The organism is Paenibacillus ihumii (genome assembly GCF_001403875.1).
Classification (GTDB): domain Bacteria; phylum Bacillota; class Bacilli; order Paenibacillales; family Paenibacillaceae; genus Fontibacillus; species Fontibacillus ihumii.
This window is the reverse complement of sequence record NZ_LN884299.1, coordinates 1,100,466-1,116,567: the sequence shown is the minus strand read 5'-3', so window position 1 is coordinate 1,116,567 and position 16,102 is coordinate 1,100,466. Positions and strand designations below refer to the sequence as shown.

Annotated in this window: 9 protein-coding genes; 2 read left to right on the top strand and 7 right to left on the bottom strand. The window is 49.9% G+C overall.

Annotated elements, in window-relative coordinates:
* Positions 1-32: 32 nt before the first annotated feature.
* The gene (locus BN2762_RS12570; protein WP_055107314.1) at positions 33-938 is read left to right on the top strand and encodes an AraC family transcriptional regulator; all 906 of its coding nucleotides are present in this window, start codon (positions 33-35) and stop codon (positions 936-938) included.
* Here BN2762_RS12570 and BN2762_RS12565 read toward each other — a convergent pair.
* The 4 genes from BN2762_RS12565 to BN2762_RS12545 form a co-directional block, all read right to left on the bottom strand.
* Positions 935-3,775: a glycoside hydrolase family 3 protein gene (locus BN2762_RS12565; RefSeq protein ID WP_055107313.1), complete on the bottom strand. Its 2,841-nt coding sequence runs from the start codon at positions 3,773-3,775 to the stop codon at positions 935-937. The two genes, BN2762_RS12570 and BN2762_RS12565, sit on opposite strands and share 4 nt — an antisense overlap.
* Positions 3,776-5,198: 1,423 nt before the next feature.
* Positions 5,199-6,491, bottom strand: a complete 1,293-nt coding sequence (gene ltrA, locus BN2762_RS12560) for a group II intron reverse transcriptase/maturase (protein ID WP_055107312.1) — start codon at positions 6,489-6,491, stop codon at positions 5,199-5,201.
* Positions 6,492-7,132: 641 nt separating this feature from the next.
* The gene (locus BN2762_RS12550; protein WP_055107310.1) at positions 7,133-8,680 is read right to left on the bottom strand and encodes a response regulator transcription factor; all 1,548 of its coding nucleotides are present in this window, start codon (positions 8,678-8,680) and stop codon (positions 7,133-7,135) included.
* A 625-nt stretch (positions 8,681-9,305) separates the two neighbouring features.
* Positions 9,306-11,282 carry a glycoside hydrolase family 127 protein gene (locus BN2762_RS12545; RefSeq protein ID WP_055107309.1) on the bottom strand — a complete coding sequence of 659 codons (1,977 nt, stop codon included), beginning with the start codon at positions 11,280-11,282 and terminating at the stop codon, positions 9,306-9,308.
* Between the two features lie 156 nt (positions 11,283-11,438).
* On the opposite strand from BN2762_RS12545, the gene BN2762_RS12540 reads away from it, so the two are divergent.
* Positions 11,439-12,341 carry a helix-turn-helix domain-containing protein gene (locus BN2762_RS12540; RefSeq protein WP_055107308.1) on the top strand — a complete coding sequence of 301 codons (903 nt, stop codon included), beginning with the start codon at positions 11,439-11,441 and terminating at the stop codon, positions 12,339-12,341.
* Between the two features lie 52 nt (positions 12,342-12,393).
* Here the strand turns inward: BN2762_RS12540 and BN2762_RS12535 are convergent, their stop codons facing one another.
* Genes BN2762_RS12535 through BN2762_RS12525 form a run of 3 tightly spaced genes read right to left on the bottom strand, consistent with a single transcriptional unit; the run spans position 12,394 to position 16,098 of the window.
* Positions 12,394-14,334 (bottom strand): hypothetical protein, encoded by a 1,941-nt coding sequence (locus BN2762_RS12535; protein ID WP_055107307.1) that lies wholly within the window; start codon positions 14,332-14,334, stop codon positions 12,394-12,396.
* A 43-nt stretch (positions 14,335-14,377) separates the two neighbouring features.
* Complete coding sequence (locus BN2762_RS12530) at positions 14,378-15,220, bottom strand: carbohydrate ABC transporter permease (protein WP_230202508.1); 843 nt, start codon at positions 15,218-15,220, stop codon at positions 14,378-14,380.
* Complete coding sequence (locus tag BN2762_RS12525; RefSeq protein WP_230202507.1) at positions 15,217-16,098, bottom strand: carbohydrate ABC transporter permease; 882 nt, start codon at positions 16,096-16,098, stop codon at positions 15,217-15,219. The genes BN2762_RS12530 and BN2762_RS12525 overlap by 4 nt, the downstream gene beginning before the upstream one ends.
* Positions 16,099-16,102 lie beyond the last annotated feature (4 nt).

The window sequence follows — 16,102 nt, the reverse complement described above, 5'->3', positions numbered from 1 at the left end:
ATTTATAACACAAAATTGATGAGGTGAGCTGAATGGATCAAGCGATGCGCCGCTCTCTGAAGGAGAGCAAGATTCATGGCGATGAAAGATTGCCCTTTGGCACCTATTGGTACCAGTTCGGCCCGGGCGAGCATGTTGTGGACTGCCACTGGCACGAGGAAGCTGAATTCTTCTACTGCCTGGAAGGAGAGACGCTGTTCCAGGTAGATACCGATTATTTCGTCGTGCGTGCTGGCGAGGCCGTATATATCGATGGCGGCGACATACACGCCGCTCACGCCCATGGGGATCAGGGCTGCTCGTTTTTCTCCCTCGTTTTTGGAACGAATATGCTCTCCAGCGCTTATTATGACGCTGTTCAGGAGAATTTAATTCTCCCGATGCAGGAAAGAAAGGCCACGTTCCCCCGTCATATTTCCGGGAAGCATGATTATGGCAAATCCTTATTGCAGCACCTGGCGGCAATGATGAACAGTTGCCAGGCAAGAACTCCCGGTTATGAGGGTGCTGTCAAAGGGCATCTGTATCTTATGCTCTCGGATATGGCGGGCAGCGGTCAGCTTTGTAACCGTTCGGCCAGCAACGGCAATGATTCATTTAAAATCGAGCGTCTGAAACGGGTTATCGAATACATTCAGCAGAACTATGACCAGCAGATCCGGCTCTCCGAGTTAGCCGCTCTCATTCCGATGAGCGAAGGGCAACTGTGCCGCTTCTTCAAATCCATGACCCGGCAGACCCCGATGGACTACATCAACTCCTACCGGATCCGCCAGGCTGTCGAGCTGCTGCGGGAGCCCGGGCGCAAAATATCAGATATCGCTCTTGAAGTAGGCTATGACAATATCAGCTACTTCATCCGGGTATTCCGAAAGGCGATGAATTGCTCGCCTTCAGAATTCCGCAAAAAATGGTTCGAGTCCATCGAAGCTAACTAAACGATCCTGAACCAGCTAAGCCGGACTTCGCCTTGCAGCTTCAAATATAGCTGCCGGCGGCCAGATACCTCTTCAACCGGGACGGATACCGTCGTCCACGCTTGCGGTCCGCCCGTCGGCAGCACCCGGCATACAGCTGCAGCAGGACCGTCCACGCCATCCAGTATAATTGCGATCGCGCCGCCCTTGGTCGAGCCGGATACTCTCGCTTCGAACCGCGTGGCCTCAGCTCCGAACTCCACGTCATGGAAGGCGATCCAGCCGGCTTCCCGCTTACAGGCCACACTCTCGCCGCCCTCGCGGCATTCATCGATATAGACGCCCTCGTAATCATCGTAATTCACGGCCCGCACCGGTGCAGCGGCCGTTCGCGGCGGAACCCGCTCCCCCTCGACCTCAAGCGTCGTTTGAAGCACGATATCCTCCGCCGAGCGCCCGATCATCAGCGTGTACGACCCGCTCTCCACGCAATAGCGATCGCGCGTCACATCCCAGAAAGCCAGATCGGCGCTGCGCAGCTCGAACGTTACTGTAGCCGACGCCCCTGCTGCCAGATGGATTCGCCGGAACCCGCTTAACGTCTTCAATGGGCGTACGACCCGGGACTGGTTCGCGCGGACATACAGCTGAACGACCTCGTCACCTTTCAGCTGCCCTGTGTTGCTTACGTTCACGGATACAGTTACCGTATCCTTTCCGGATACCTTGGCAGCGCTTAAGATCAGCTCGCTGTATGCAAACTCGGTGTAGCTCAATCCATGGCCAAAAGGAAACAGCACTTCGCCATCGAAATATTGGTAAGTTCTTTTCCCCTTGATGATGTCATAATCCATGATGTCCGGCAGTTCAGCCGCCGATTTGTACCAGGTCATGTTGAGGCGACCTGCCGGATTGTAATTCCCGAACAGCACGTCGCTTACCGCATGGCCAAGCTCCTGCCCTCCATGGGATGTAAACAGGATAGATGGAATATGCTCCTTCTCCCAATTGACCGCGAACGGGTAGCTGCCGACAATAACCACGACCGTATTCGGATTGGCGGCATGCACGGCTTGAATCAGGGCCTGCTGGGCCGGCGGGAGCGTAATATCGGGACGGTCCACCGTTTCTTTGCCGTTGATGAATGGGCTGTTGCCAACGAAGACAATGGCCGTATCCACGGACTTTGCCATATCGGCGGCCTCCTTCACCCCGTCCTGAACGATCTCGACATAAAACCCGGGCCGCAACGTCTGCTCCTCCCCGGCAACGACCAGACGGCGATCCCCATCCTCCACAATGGGCTTGCCTTCCCAGGATTTCATGAGCAGCGCATCCTTCTCGCCCTCCGCGAAGCTGAACACCTCTTTGACGAACCAGCCCCGAGCCTCCTCTGCCGCGGCGGCAAGCCCCCCGCCCTGCTCGTGATCGCGTTCGGTGACAAACCTGCCGTTGCTCATCGCTCGAAGGGTAAGGCTGTCCCAGCCCCAGTCCGTGCATTCGAATATTTCAGCTTGCTCGGCGGACGCGGATTCGGTTCTAAGCTCCCCGTCTTCAGGAGCCACGGAAACGTAGTTCCCGGTCTGGGCGGAACGGAGACGAATCCGGTTATTCCCCGTGGAGAAATGGACATTGTTCGTGCCTAACTGCTCCATCACGCCCTGTAGCGGCGTGATTCTGTATGCCGGGGTGCCGCTGTACCAGTCGGTATAGGCCTCGTTTGCAAGCGGTCCGATCACGGCGACGGAGCCCTGCTCCTTCGGCAGCGGCAGGAGCCCTTCGTTCTTGAGCAGCACGACGGACTCCCGTGCAGCCCTTAGCGACAGAGCCGCATGCTCAGGCGCGCAAAGCTTCGACTCCGGCACGTGGCTGTAAGGATTGCGCTCTGCGGGGTCGAACTCCCCTAGCCGGAACCGAACCCGGAAGGTGTTGCGGAGCGCATGATCCAGGTCTGCCTCGCTTAGCAGCCCCTGCTTGAGCGCATCGCGCAGCGCCTGGAATGAAATGTCCTGGTCATCGGTGATGCTGTCGATTCCCGCTTTTACCGAGCCGGCAACCGCCTCGGCATAGGACTGGACATAGCCGTGATCCATGACTGTTCCCAGCACGTCTCCGGCATCTCCGACGACGAAGCCGTTCATGCCCCATTCGCCCTTCACGATTTCATTGACTTCGTTATTCAAGTTGCACGGCGTCCCGTTGATGCCGTTATAAGCGGTCATCATAGAGCCGGCCCCTCCTTCGCGAAACGGCGCTTCAAACGCTTTCAAATAATACTCGCGCTTATTTCGGGGATCGATGCTGACCGACGCGCTGCCGCGATCGATCTCATTATTGTTCCCGTAGAAATGCTTCAAGGTAGCTACCGTCTTATAATAGAAAGGATGGTCTCCCTGCATTCCTTTAATTAGCTCGGTCGTCAAGCGTCCGGTCAAGCACGGGTCTTCCCCGTACGCCTCCTCGGTCCGTCCCCAGCGGGGATCGCGCTCCATATCGACCGTCGGCGCCCAAATCGTCAGGCCGTTGATGGCCGGATCACGCTGGTAATACACTCTGGCTTCGTCCGCGATGACCGAGCCTATCTCACGCATCAGCTCGGGATTCCATGTACAGGCCAAGCCCGTATTCTGCGGAAACACGGTCGCTTCGCCCAGCCAGGCCACGCCGTGCGCCCCCTCGGTGCCATGCTTGTATTTTTGTACGCCAAGCCGGGGGATCTCCGCCTGATATTGGCACATCAATTGAATCTTTTCTTCGACTGTAAATCTGGAGATCAGATCATTCACCCGCTCCTCCAGCGGCAAATCGGGATTTTGAAAGGGAAATTGATAATTATGCTCCACGTAGAACAACCTCATTTCTGTATGAATTCAACATTGAAAGCGCTTTTAAATGCTTTGGCCTTCTTGCTGCTGTCTCCTATACCGCCATCATAACGCTCGTAGTGAAGACTTCATACACGGAAGATTAGTCATGTTTTCATATAATAATCTTAGTTCTTCGTATGCTTGTGCAGATAATAGTCCAGTTTCCTCTTACGCTTATGCAGAGAATAGCTTCGTACGCTTATGCAGGGAATTGTCAAGTTCCTCAGTCGTAGAGAATAATCTTGGTTGCTCGTACTTCTATGCGATGAATATCTCAGAGAATAGTCTAGCCCTTCGTACTGCTTATTTCAGAGAATTGTCTAGTCCTTCGTACCACTAAGCAGACTTTCCGTTCTGCCCATTGAGTTAATGGATTTCATGTATCTAATTACTGTTCAAAAAGGATGTTCCGCAAAATAGCTGTATTTAAAGTATCTAAAACACCACCTTTTAACTTAACCGGCCTTTTACTTAATTCTAATTACAAGAAATCCAATTCATGCTGCATTCAGCGATAGGCCATATCATTTTATTACTGTAAATACAGTTAACTACGTGCTAGGGAAGAAATACGGACAAAAAAATCTTTCCAGGATGATGCCTGGAAAGATGGGATGTGCAGCATTCATTTATGTCGCTCGGATGCAGGGAATAGTCTAGTTATTCATACTGCTTATTTCAGAGAATTGTCTAGTCCTTCGTACCACTAAGCAGACTTTCCGTTCTGCCCATTGAGTTAATGGATTTCATGTATCTAATTACTGTTCAAAAAAGATGTTCCGCAAAATAGCTGTATTTAAAGTATCTAAAACACCACCTTTTAACTTAACCGGCCTTTTATTTAATTCTAATTACAAGAAATCCAATTCATGCTGCATTCAGTGATAGGCCATATCATTTTATTACAGTAAATACAGTTAACTACGTGCTAGGGAAGAAATACGGACAAAAAAATCTTTCCAGGATGATGCCTGGAAAGATGGGATGTGCAGCATTCATTTATGTCGCTCGGATGCAGGGAATAGTCTAGTTATTCATACTGCTTATTTCAGAGAATTGTCTAGTCCTTCGTACCACTAAGCAGACTTTCCGTTCTGCCCATTGAGTTAATGGATTTCATGTATCTAATTACTGTTCAAAAAGGATGTTCCGCAAAATAGCTGTATTTAAAGTATCTAAAACACCACCTTTTAACTTAACCGGCCTTTTACTTAATTCTAATTACAAGAAATCCAATTCATGCTGCATTCAGCGATAGGCCATATCATTTTATTACAGTAAATACAGTTAACTACGTGCTAGGGAAGGAATGCTAGAGTGAAAGGCTGGGCGGGGCCCAGCCCCTCCTCATCAAACCGTACGTGAGGTTTTCCCTCATACGGCTTTCCGATGTTCGTCATCATGAGCATGCAGATTACAAGAGCGTTTTAAGTCCATATTGAATAGACAAAGACTTCACTTCGCGCAGCGAACTCAACCATCGTCTGCGTTTGTGTTTCTTAGCATACCACTTCGCAAACCGCTGCCGGATATACCAATCCAACTTCGCCATCTTCCTCTGGCTGTAAGCTGTGTAGTAGTAATTGCGCCAGCCTTGAATCTTTGGATTCAGGTACTCCACGTGCTCTTCGAAACTCAGGCGTCGCATACCTGGCGGAGCTAATCGCTCTTTTACCCCTTCCCGTATTCGCTCTTCCGCCTTCCGGCACAACCACTGCTGGGTTGTGTAGTACACTTGGCCTTTGGATGTTTCGGCCTTCGTCTTTCGATGATGCATGCCCAGAAAATCGAAGCCTTCTTCCCCAGTCCAAAGTCCAACGATGCGCGTTTTCGTGGGGTGCAGGGTTAATTCCAGGCGTTCCATAATCGCTCGTATGAGTTCATAGGCCCGCTGTGCGTCCTTCTTCGTCTTGCAGATGATCACCAGATCATCTGCATAACGCGTCAGTTCCCCAAGCTTACCGCCATGTCGTTCCCACAGAAGATCAAAGTAATTCAGGTAGATGTTCGCCAGCAGTGGTGAGATCACTCCCCCTTGCGGTGTACCCAAGTCTGAGCGTCGGATGTTTCCTTCTTCCATCACTCCCGCACCTAACCACTTCCTCACCAACTTCAAGATTCGCCTGTCACTGATCCGCATTTCGATCAGCTTCATCAGTTTCTCCTGATTGATGTTGTCGAAGTAGCCTTGGATGTCGACGTCGACCACCCAATTTCCTTTGCGGTTGCATGCTTTCCGGATTCGCTCCAACGCCTGTTTCGCGCTCCGCTTAGGCCGAAAACCGAAAGACGTGTCCTGAAAATCCGCCTCGAAAATGGGTTCCATGACGAGTTTGGTCGCCATCTGGATGACGCGGTCTCTCACCGTCGGGATCCCCAGCGGTCGCAGTTTGCCATCTTTCTTCGGGATGTAGTGGCGTCTAACGGGTTGTGGATGGTACTTCCCTTCTTTCAGTAGCCGTTGACATTCAAGCACAAAACGCATTTCTCCCTGTTTCTCGATGTCTGCCAACGTCTCTCCATCCACTCCTGCCGAGCCCTCGTTGGCTCGTACCCTTCGCCACGCTTCCCATAAGATGTCTACCCGATAGACCTTGTCGTACAGCGCGTGAAATCTTCGCTTCTTGTTCTCCTTGGCCGCATGACCGAGTTTCCCTTGGAGTTGTTGAACGTTTTCCTCTGGTGTTGTTAGCCGTTTGGCATTCACTGACTCGTACCTCCTCAAGAAACTTGAACAAAGCAGGGCTCCTTCCCTCCCGCAGGTTGTGTTGTCCTGCGTTCCACGGTACTATGAGCCCCTCGGACTCCCTTCCTGCAGACCGTTCACTTCACCTCTGGGGCTTATAGAAGGCCTCTTTACGGTTTCTGCAACCGTGCAGGGGAGGGCCTCCCCAGTTCACTGCATCCTCTTTCATACCATGCCGTTCCCTCTACGCCGGAGGATTCTTCTCTGCCGCTCCAAGTTCTAGGCAGCTTCCATGGCCTTCGTCCATGTACGCGGGACTCGGCTTCCTCTTTTCCCTCTTGCGAGGCCTTTTTGACGACGCGGCAGGATTCACTTTCATGTTACGGCCTGGTATGTTGCTCGCCCTGCCTCTGACAGGTACTTTCGTCGATACGCTTCTACGTACAGATTTCGCCATACGTAGGTATCCTAGCTACGCGGGGGCTTGGCCCTTCCCGCGACCGGACTTTCACCGGCTAGAAGATGCGTGCTTAGCTGGGCACGCCGGACAAAAAAATCTTTCCAGGATGATGCCTGGAAAGATCGGATGTGAAGCATTCATTTATGAGCGCGCGCTGCTTGGCTGAAGCAAGTTAATGAAGGGCTTGCTGTTTCGCGTCTGATCACTCACTGCTCGCATGCCGGCGGTAAGCTGAGGGAGAAGTGCCTACATATTTTTTAAATTTGGAGTGAAAATAATCGACGTTCGTGTAGCCGACCTTCTCCGCCACCTGATAGACCTTGAGACCGTCCTCAAGATACGCTTTTGCTTTTTCGATCCGCACCTTGTCGAGGTAGGTGTTAAAATATTCCCCCGTCTCATTTTTGAACAGCTTGCCTAAGTATGCGCTATTATAGTTCAGGACGCCAGATAGCGTCTCCAGCTTCAGGTTATCGCTGAAATTCCGCTCGATTAGGTCGAGCATGATTTTCACCTCGCGGTGCTTGTCTTTCTCTCCCAAATTGCTCATGAGCTGCTGCAGAAAATAATCGATCTTGTCGTATAACGCCCGGATGCTCCGCATGTGATATATCTCTGTCAGCATATCGGAGAAAGGCTTGCTTTGCTGCTGAAGCTCGGGATGCTGCTTAAGCCCTTTGCCCATGACCGAGGTCAGAATTTCCACAAAACGGCGCTTGACCTCCGCTTCCGAGCAACCTTCCGCAATCCAGCTGCGACACGTCTGCCTGACCAGCGATTTCACCGCCTTGGCATTCCCGATATCGACGGCGTAATAAATTTGATCGGTTAGAGTTTCAGATGGGAGAACCTCGGAGCATCCCTCTTCATACTCACTATGCGCATCTTCCTGGCATAGCAGCTTCCCATCATCAAGAAAAAAACGCAGCTTAATCAGCTCGCGCGCCGCCCCGTACGAATTGGCGACTTCATCCAGTGAACTGGCCCTAGTGCCCAGCGCTGCGGTAAACTCTACTCCCGGCCCGATTGCTGCTTGGATCGAACGGTACATGTCTTCCCTCTCCACGGCAAGGAGCGGCTCCTTCATCAATACACCAGCTTGCCCATGCAGCTCGAATACCCAGCCCCTGCCGCAATGCTCGAAGGTCTCGGCTAACGTTCTTCTAAGCTGATAAAGCACTGATTCCGTCAGCTCATCATACAAGGCAACCAGCAGCACCTGATAGCTGTTCCATAGTAGCCCCAGCTCTTCGGCCCGATCCTTCAGCCGGCGGCGCTCCTCGGAGGTATGCTCCGTCTCTGTCAGCAGCAGCTGGATCAAGGCTTCCCTCGTCCACTCCTTCGTGGCCTGCTGCCATTCCTCCGAGGCCTGTTCCTCTTCGATCACCGCCTTGATTCCGACAAGATATTCCATCAGCTCATCTTCATCGACGGGCTTTAGCAAATAGCCATCCGCCCTTTGGGCAATTGCTTTCTTGGCATACTCGAAATCCGCGTATCCGCTTAGGATCAATATATGGAGCTGAGGATCCTGCTCCCTAAGGCGCTGAATGAGCTGCAGCCCGTCCATGCCCGGCATTCTAATGTCGGCGATAACAAGCCCTGGCCGGCAAACGGCATACTTCTCCAGCGCTTCATTTCCGTTAGACGCTGTATCCACCACCCGGTAGCCAAGAGCTTCCCACTCGATGAACGTGCGCAGTCCCTCTCTCAGCTTCGGTTCATCATCCACGATCAGCACATCAATCATCCAGACTCCCCCTCCGGAATAAAATTATTACTGACATATGCAGGTCCTTATCATTTCAAATAGACTTCAGTATGTTGATGTATGGACTACAATTATGTTGGATATCAATATAACCGACTTCAATGGATTGAATCTTAGTATGTTGAATTTTAATTATATCTGACCTCTTTATAATTGATTACAATATGTCTGATTTCAATGTCTAACTTCAATGTGTTGGATCTCAGCATGTTGGATCTCAGCATGTTGGATTTCAACACGTCTGACTTCCTTATGATGACTACAATATGTTTGACTTTTGGTATGTCTCTTCAATATGCGTGACTTCAACTTCTCTGACCTCATTGTCAGACTTCATTATGTGCGACTTCATTATGCGTGATTTCATTATGCGTGACTTCCACCAACCCCAAGTCTGCCTTCGCCAACACAAATAAACTGTCATCTCACCATAACAGTCAGTGTTAAGCGCTTTCATTAAGCATATACCCAATTTCTGCTTCTTGCCTGTATTATTATGTTCATTTGTTGCACTATCTTGATGTTCGCCTTGTTTTAAAAAAGGGAGTCCCTGCCGCAGTTAATCTGCTGCAAGGACTCCCATGCTGGAGGATAGGACCTGAAGTTACCGCTTTTCCCGAACCCATACGCTCATTTCGCCTTCACCGCGATTCGCCCAGGCGTAATAAGGTATAAATGTCACTTTCTCTTCCCGGAGCGCCGCGGCAGCCTCCGGGCTGTACAGTCCGCCCGGCCAATTTGCGGCACTCTCCCGCAAGCCTTCCGCCTCAACGACCACGACACCGCCTAGCAGATCTGCTTCGTATTTCGTCTCCAGCTTGGCATTCGCCGGCAGTACAATCTGATGCAGGTTAGCACCGTTATCGGCCTGCTCCAGACAATAAACTAGCGGCCCGCGCTGCAGCGCCACTTTACCCGCATTGCCGCGGACCAAAGGATGGCTGCGCATGCGCTCCACAGGCATATCCAATACCAGCTCCACAATATCGCCCTGCTGCCAGCCCCTGGCAATGCGGACGTAGCCATTCTGAATCGTTTGGCCGTTCAGCGGATACGTCTCGTTATTGACAGACAAATCCGCTTTCCTGCACCAGCCCGGAATGCGCAATGCAACCGCAAATTCAGCGGGCTGCTCCGGATTAATCTCCAGCTTAATCCGTCCATCCCAAGGGTAGCTAGAGGTCTGCTTCACCTGTACTGTATTGCCTGCTACATTGAGCTTAGCCTCCCCGCCAATATACAAATGCGCATAGATCGTATCTCTATGAACCATATAAATGTACTCCCCCAGCGAGGAGAGCAGACGAGCTACGTTCGGCGGACAGCAGGCGCAGCCGAACCATTCCTGGCGCACTGGCTTGATATGATCGAATTTGCGGTTTGCTCCGCCGCAAGCCTTCGGATCGACCTCCAGCGGATTCACGTAGAAGAAATGCTTGCCATCCCTCGACATTCCGGCCACGACCGTATTATACAGGGCACGCTCAAGTACATCCGCATACTCGGATTTCGGCGAGATTTGCAGCATCCGGCGGGCAAAGAAAATCAGGCCGATCGAAGCGCATGTCTCCGCATATGCAGTATCGTTAGGCAAATCATAATCAAATGAGAAGGCTTCTCCTTGCGGCATCGAGCCGATAGCACCTGTAATGTACATTTGCCGCGAAACAATGTTCTCCCATAATCGCTGGCAGGCAGCCAAAAGCGATTCATCCTTCGTCTCAGCAGCGATATCGGCCAGCCCCGTCAGCATATAGACCTCGCGTACGGCGTGGCCAATCGCCTTCTCCTGCTCTCTAACGGGTGCGTGCGACTGGGAATATTCCAGATCAATCGCGTGATTGATTCCCGTCCAATGGGTTACTCCCCCGCGTTCCTTCAGCTGCATCTCATGGAAGTTAGGCTTCTGCCCGCGCTGCTCTGCAAAATATTGGGCAAGGCGCAAATAACGTTCAGTTCCGGTCGCGTGATAGAGCTTGACGAGAGCCAGCTTGATTTCCTGATGTCCGTCATAGCCCCGCAGCTTGCCCGGCTCTGTGCCGAATACGGAGTCGATATGATCCGCAAAGCGGGATACGACGTCGAGCAGCCTTCTTTTTCCTGTCGCCCGGTAATAAGCCACCCCCGCCTCAATCATATGGCCCGCGCAATAGAGCTCATGGCATTCCGCCAGATTGCTCCATCTTCTTCCCGGCTCTTTAAGCGTATAGTAAGTATTGAGGTAGCCGTCCTCCTGTTGAGCCTTGGCGATGATCTCGATCACTTCGTCAGCCGTGCTCTCCAGCTCGGGATCCGGCTTCGACTCCAGTAAATAGGATACGGCCTCCAGCCATTTGGCCACATCGCTGTCCTGGAACACCATGCCGTAAAATTCGCCCTCCTCCAGTCCAGCGGCAATCTTGAAGTTGCGGATCGCTCCGCTTGGCTCGGCGGCTTCGAGGCGGTCATTCAGCGCCTCCCATTGGTAAGGGACTACAACACTGCGCACCAAATCAATATAATAACTCCAAAAGTCATCCTTAATTTGTACTTGGTTAAGCGGCACTCTTTCGACATGCTCAAATTGAACCGATTTGCTCATGCTGAAGAATCCTCCTTCTTATTTTCGAAATATCATACTGACACCTCTGATTCTATCCGATATGATTAGTAAATAATACGAATATAACCAACCTATTATTTATAATATTTCACACTCAGAATACTCAAATACATTCAATAGATAAGGAGGATTCTTGTGATAAAAGCAACGGAAATCGTCCATTTCCCCGCCCCGCCAGCGCCTTATTATTTGGAATGCGGCTATACCGTTTATACTCCTGGCCATGAACATCCAAATCGGCGAAATATGGGAAAGTTCGATCTCATTATGATGAAATCCGGCACACTGTTTATTGGCGAAGAGGATCGGGAGTGGGCGCTGACCGCTGGACAATCCTTACTGCTGCTTCCCAATCGTTATCATTATGCCGTAAGGCCGTGCGAGGATGAGACGGTATTTTATTGGGTTCATTTCTATTCGCTATGCGCCTGGGCTGAATTCCCTGCCGACCAGCAGCTTGCTCCCGTTCCCCAGTCGGAAGAACACTACCGAACATTTCTAACCTCCCCCTATTACATTCAACTGCCGAAAATGTGGGACATGCCTTACCCCGAACGAACCCATCAGCTCATTGAGAAGCTGCTGCAGCTGCCTGGCATACGTCAATCCAGCGCCTACTGGACGCAGCAGCAGACGTTCGAGGAATTGCTGCGAATGATGGATTTACGGCAGCTTGAGCAATATGTCTCGCCAGTTGTCGCCGTAGCCGAGAAGACAGAAGCCTTCATCAAGAACAACTACAGGGCGGAGCTGACGAGCGAGGATTTGTCTGCAGCGCTGCATTATCACTATAACTACATTACCCGGTGCATGAAGCAGGTCTACGGCATGACGCCCAATGACTACTTGCAGCATTACCGGCTGGAGCAGGCCAAGCTATTGCTGCTGAAAACCGAATGGCCTATTGCGGAAATCGCCAAATACGTCGGCTTTAAGAACGCGCCCTATTTCTCCAGCCGCTTCACCCTCAAGAACGGCTGCTCCCCCCAGCAGTTCCGCAAGCAATATTCCCATGCTCCCAATAGAAGCAAGAGCTGACCGCATATACCTGCGAATCAGCTCTTTGCCCTTGCTATATAAGCTTGTACTGTTACAATCGTGCCATCTCCGATGACAGCATGAAGTACAGCGCCCAATCCTGATCATTGGCCCATGGGTCATCGAATTGTCCAGGAATCTCGTTTACCTTTAACGGAAATAGCCTTGCACAGGAAGCGCGGCCGTCGGGCTGAAACAGACTTAGAACGCCGCGCAGTGATTGCTCACTCATCATGCGATAAGTTACTGCGTCCTTACTCTCCGCAACCTGTGCATACTCCTGATACACCCGCCCCGATAAGCCGCTCCAATAATGCGGGAACGTATCTCCGAGCAGTCTTCTTTTGCCGAACCAGTAACCGTCCCAGTGCCGGATTGCCACTTCATACAAATTGTAATCAGGCTGCCGGCCATTGAACAATTCTAGAATACGCAAATGCTCCCGGAAGGCGATCAGGTATTTTTCTTCCTTGCATAATTGGTACATCTGGATAAGGCAATTTGCTGCCGGAGCAACGATGCTCTGCTCGTAATTCACTTCACTTGGCGGATAAGAGGTACCGCAATGATAGATGAAATCAACATGCCTTTGGAAGCTCGCGAACAAGGATTCCGCTTCAGTCGATAATCCATTCACTCTGAGCAATTGAATCATTTTGTACATCGGAAGCTCAATGGGATAAAATTGATCTCCGCCATTTCTATAATAGGCATGTAAAATTTTCGACATATGGACCAGGTATCGTTGATCCTTGTGCAAATTGTACAGCTCCATATAAAGGACTGCTAACCAAGGATAATTGTATAACCGATGAATATCGTTATTTCTGCCAATATCGTTGTATACTTCGCCGCTATCGGTATCAAACAGTTCTCTCTCAATATACTTGACGTATTTCATTAAGCTCTGTTCCATTTCCGCAGAATCCTGATTTTGCAAATACTTGGCAATTAGTACGCCCATCCCGAATCTTTCCCTACCGCCGTTGTGGTCATGGTAATGCGAATAATACATCGAATTGGTCTCGTTATCGTAAACCAGATAAGCGCCATCCAAACGGCTGTCCCCGCGATGACACTGCTGGTTCCTGACGATAAATTCGCATCTGGCTCGGATCAGCTCATCCAGCGGCGGCAGCACCAGAATGTTGTAGCTTGTATTGATGCCATTTACGGTAACGGAATATCTATATTCTCCTACAGTAGAGAACGAATCCTCTATAATAAGCGAATGATTCTCCACCGTATATGGAACGCTTCTGTCCCGACATAAAATTTCTACGGAATTTACCTGGGAGAAAGAGTGGGAAATTTCCACTCGATTGACTTCCCCAGCAAACAGAATATACTTCTCGGCTTCTACGTGAATATAGTGGGGATATGTTTTGAGCTGATGATAAAAATCCTCTTTTCCCTTATGCCAGAACAATTCCCACTCAACGACATAAGACTGCCCGGGCAGTAAAATAAACGGAGCCGGGTGCAGTATTATGCTGCCACGGTTGTTGCTGCTCTGGTTAAAGTCTCTTTCAATGCTGTAATGTTCAATGCAGCCCTTGGTTAGCATAAGGCCTAAATGAGGAGTGTCGCCCCCCATACGCAGGCCCATAATATAACTGACCTCCCCGCCGCACCATATATGCGCATGGCATCTTTCAGCCATACATACGTCTGCGGAATCGTACTGATCCGGAAACGTCGCATAAATGCCTACATCCTCGATTTGCGTATAAATATCAAAATCCGTATTATTCGTAAACGTATAGGTTTCTCTTAATTTATGATCAGCTAAAGCTTCTCTCGTAATAGTCACGTCTAAATCAAGGTTAAGGCGAACCTCGCCCCATTTTTGCATACTTCCTGCCCAATTCATCTGATGTCCGTCATCGGGATGACTGAGCCATGAGATATGGTTCGTCTCGGAAAATGCAATGCGGAAATCCGGCGAATTACCCGGAATATGATTTTCGATTTTTACATTGTGCGGCCTCATTTGACTACACTCCTAATTTAATTTTATGAATAGTTTTCATGCCCTACCCTTTCAAAGCGCCGTTCATAACTCCGCCAATAATATACTTCTGCATCAGAAGATAGAATACTAGCAGCGGCAGCACCCCTAATACCATCATCGGAAACATGCTCGTCCAGTCCGTGGAGAATTGTCCTACATTGCGATAGACCTCCTGCAGAATAACATTTTTTGGTCTGGATTGGATAAAATAGAGCGGCCCCATAAAATCATTCCATATCGTTAATGAGTTGAGGATGGCGACCGTGGCTATGACCGGCTTCATCAGCGGAAAAGTAATGACCCAAAACACTCTGTAAAACCCCGCTCCATCGATTTTCGCCGCTTCTTCCAATTCTCCGGGAATGGTAGATATAAAAGAGCGGAACATAAATGTTGCGAAGGGTATATTGACCGCGATATTAATAAAGGCTACCGCCGTTAGGGTGTTCATCAAATTTAAGCCTTGAATCACTTTGTAAAGGCCCAGAACCGACATCTGGTAAGGAAACATAATACCAGAAAGGATCATGATAAAAATAAACTTTGCAGTCTTGCTGTCCCCTTTTCGATTGAGAACGTACCCGCCCATAGAGGAGCATAAAATGACTCCGATAACCGAGAAAAAGGTGATGATAAAGGTATTCATAAACGCGCGTGGATATTCCATTTTCTGAAAGGCAGCGGTATAAGCGCCAAAGCTAAGCGATTTGGGCAGGGACAATGGAGAAACCGCCGCCTCTAAAGGCGTTTTGAAGGTTGTTACCAGCAAATAATAAAGCGGGATCGCCACGATCAGTCCCAGTACGAGCATCAATGTAAACGAGAGAAGATGAATGATTTTTTTGTTTGTCTTGTCTGATTTCAATTCAATCGATCCTCCCACACCTTGAACAGTCTCAACAGCACTCCAGCTAGCAGAATGCTGACGATCAGAAATACAATCCCGAAGGAAGCCGCATATCCGTAATTCCCCTCGGAGAATTTGGAGAACATCAGAGTTAGGATCGTTTCAGTCGAGTAGCCAGGCCCGCCTTTGGTTAGTGACACTACGATGTCAAACACTTTTAGTCCCGAAATCATTCCCGTAACTAGGTTGATTTTGATGGCAGGCGCAAGCTGAGGGATCGTAATGTACAAAAACTGCTTCCATCGCGAGCATCCATCAATCATGCTTGCTTCGTACAAATCTTCGCTGATGCTTTGCAGATTGGCTAAATAAATGACCATCGCCCAGCCAAACCACTGCCAGACCTGGGTCAATATGATGGCAGCCAGTGCAGTCTTCGGATTTCCCAGCCAGTTTACGGGTTCGATTCCAAACACACCGATCATCTTATTCAGCAGACCATAATCGCTGGAGGTCAAAATATAACTCCATAAGAAACCAACAACTAGCGTGCTCAATACGGCCGGACTGAAAAACAGTGCGCGAAAGCCATTGCGAAACCTCAGCTTCGAATTGAGAATCACCGCCACGGGCAAGGCGATCACATTTTGCATCAGTACATTAACAACCGCATAAATCAACGAGTTCTTGATTCCGATGAATAGCGTGTAGTCTGAGAAAATTTTTTGGTAATTGTTCAGTCCTGTAAAGCTCGTCACGCTGGAATAATTGCTCCAATCCGTAAAACTGTAAATGGCCGTATATAGTAGAGGAATGATGTAAAATACCAAGTAGATTGCCAGCAAAGGCACCATCATCAAAATATAGGGTGAATTAATGCTAATTTTATTCTTCACTTTG

Coding starts and splice junctions, on each gene's coding strand:
- BN2762_RS12570 (WP_055107314.1), top strand. CDS start 33: ATGGATCAAGCGATGCGCCGCTCTCTGAAGGAGAGCAAGATTCATGGC.
- BN2762_RS12565 (WP_055107313.1), bottom strand. CDS start 3,775: ATGAGGTTGTTCTACGTGGAGCATAATTATCAATTTCCCTTTCAAAAT.
- BN2762_RS12550 (WP_055107310.1), bottom strand. CDS start 8,680: ATGATTGATGTGCTGATCGTGGATGATGAACCGAAGCTGAGAGAGGGA.
- BN2762_RS12545 (WP_055107309.1), bottom strand. CDS start 11,282: ATGAGCAAATCGGTTCAATTTGAGCATGTCGAAAGAGTGCCGCTTAAC.
- BN2762_RS12535 (WP_055107307.1), bottom strand. CDS start 14,334: ATGAGGCCGCACAATGTAAAAATCGAAAATCATATTCCGGGTAATTCG.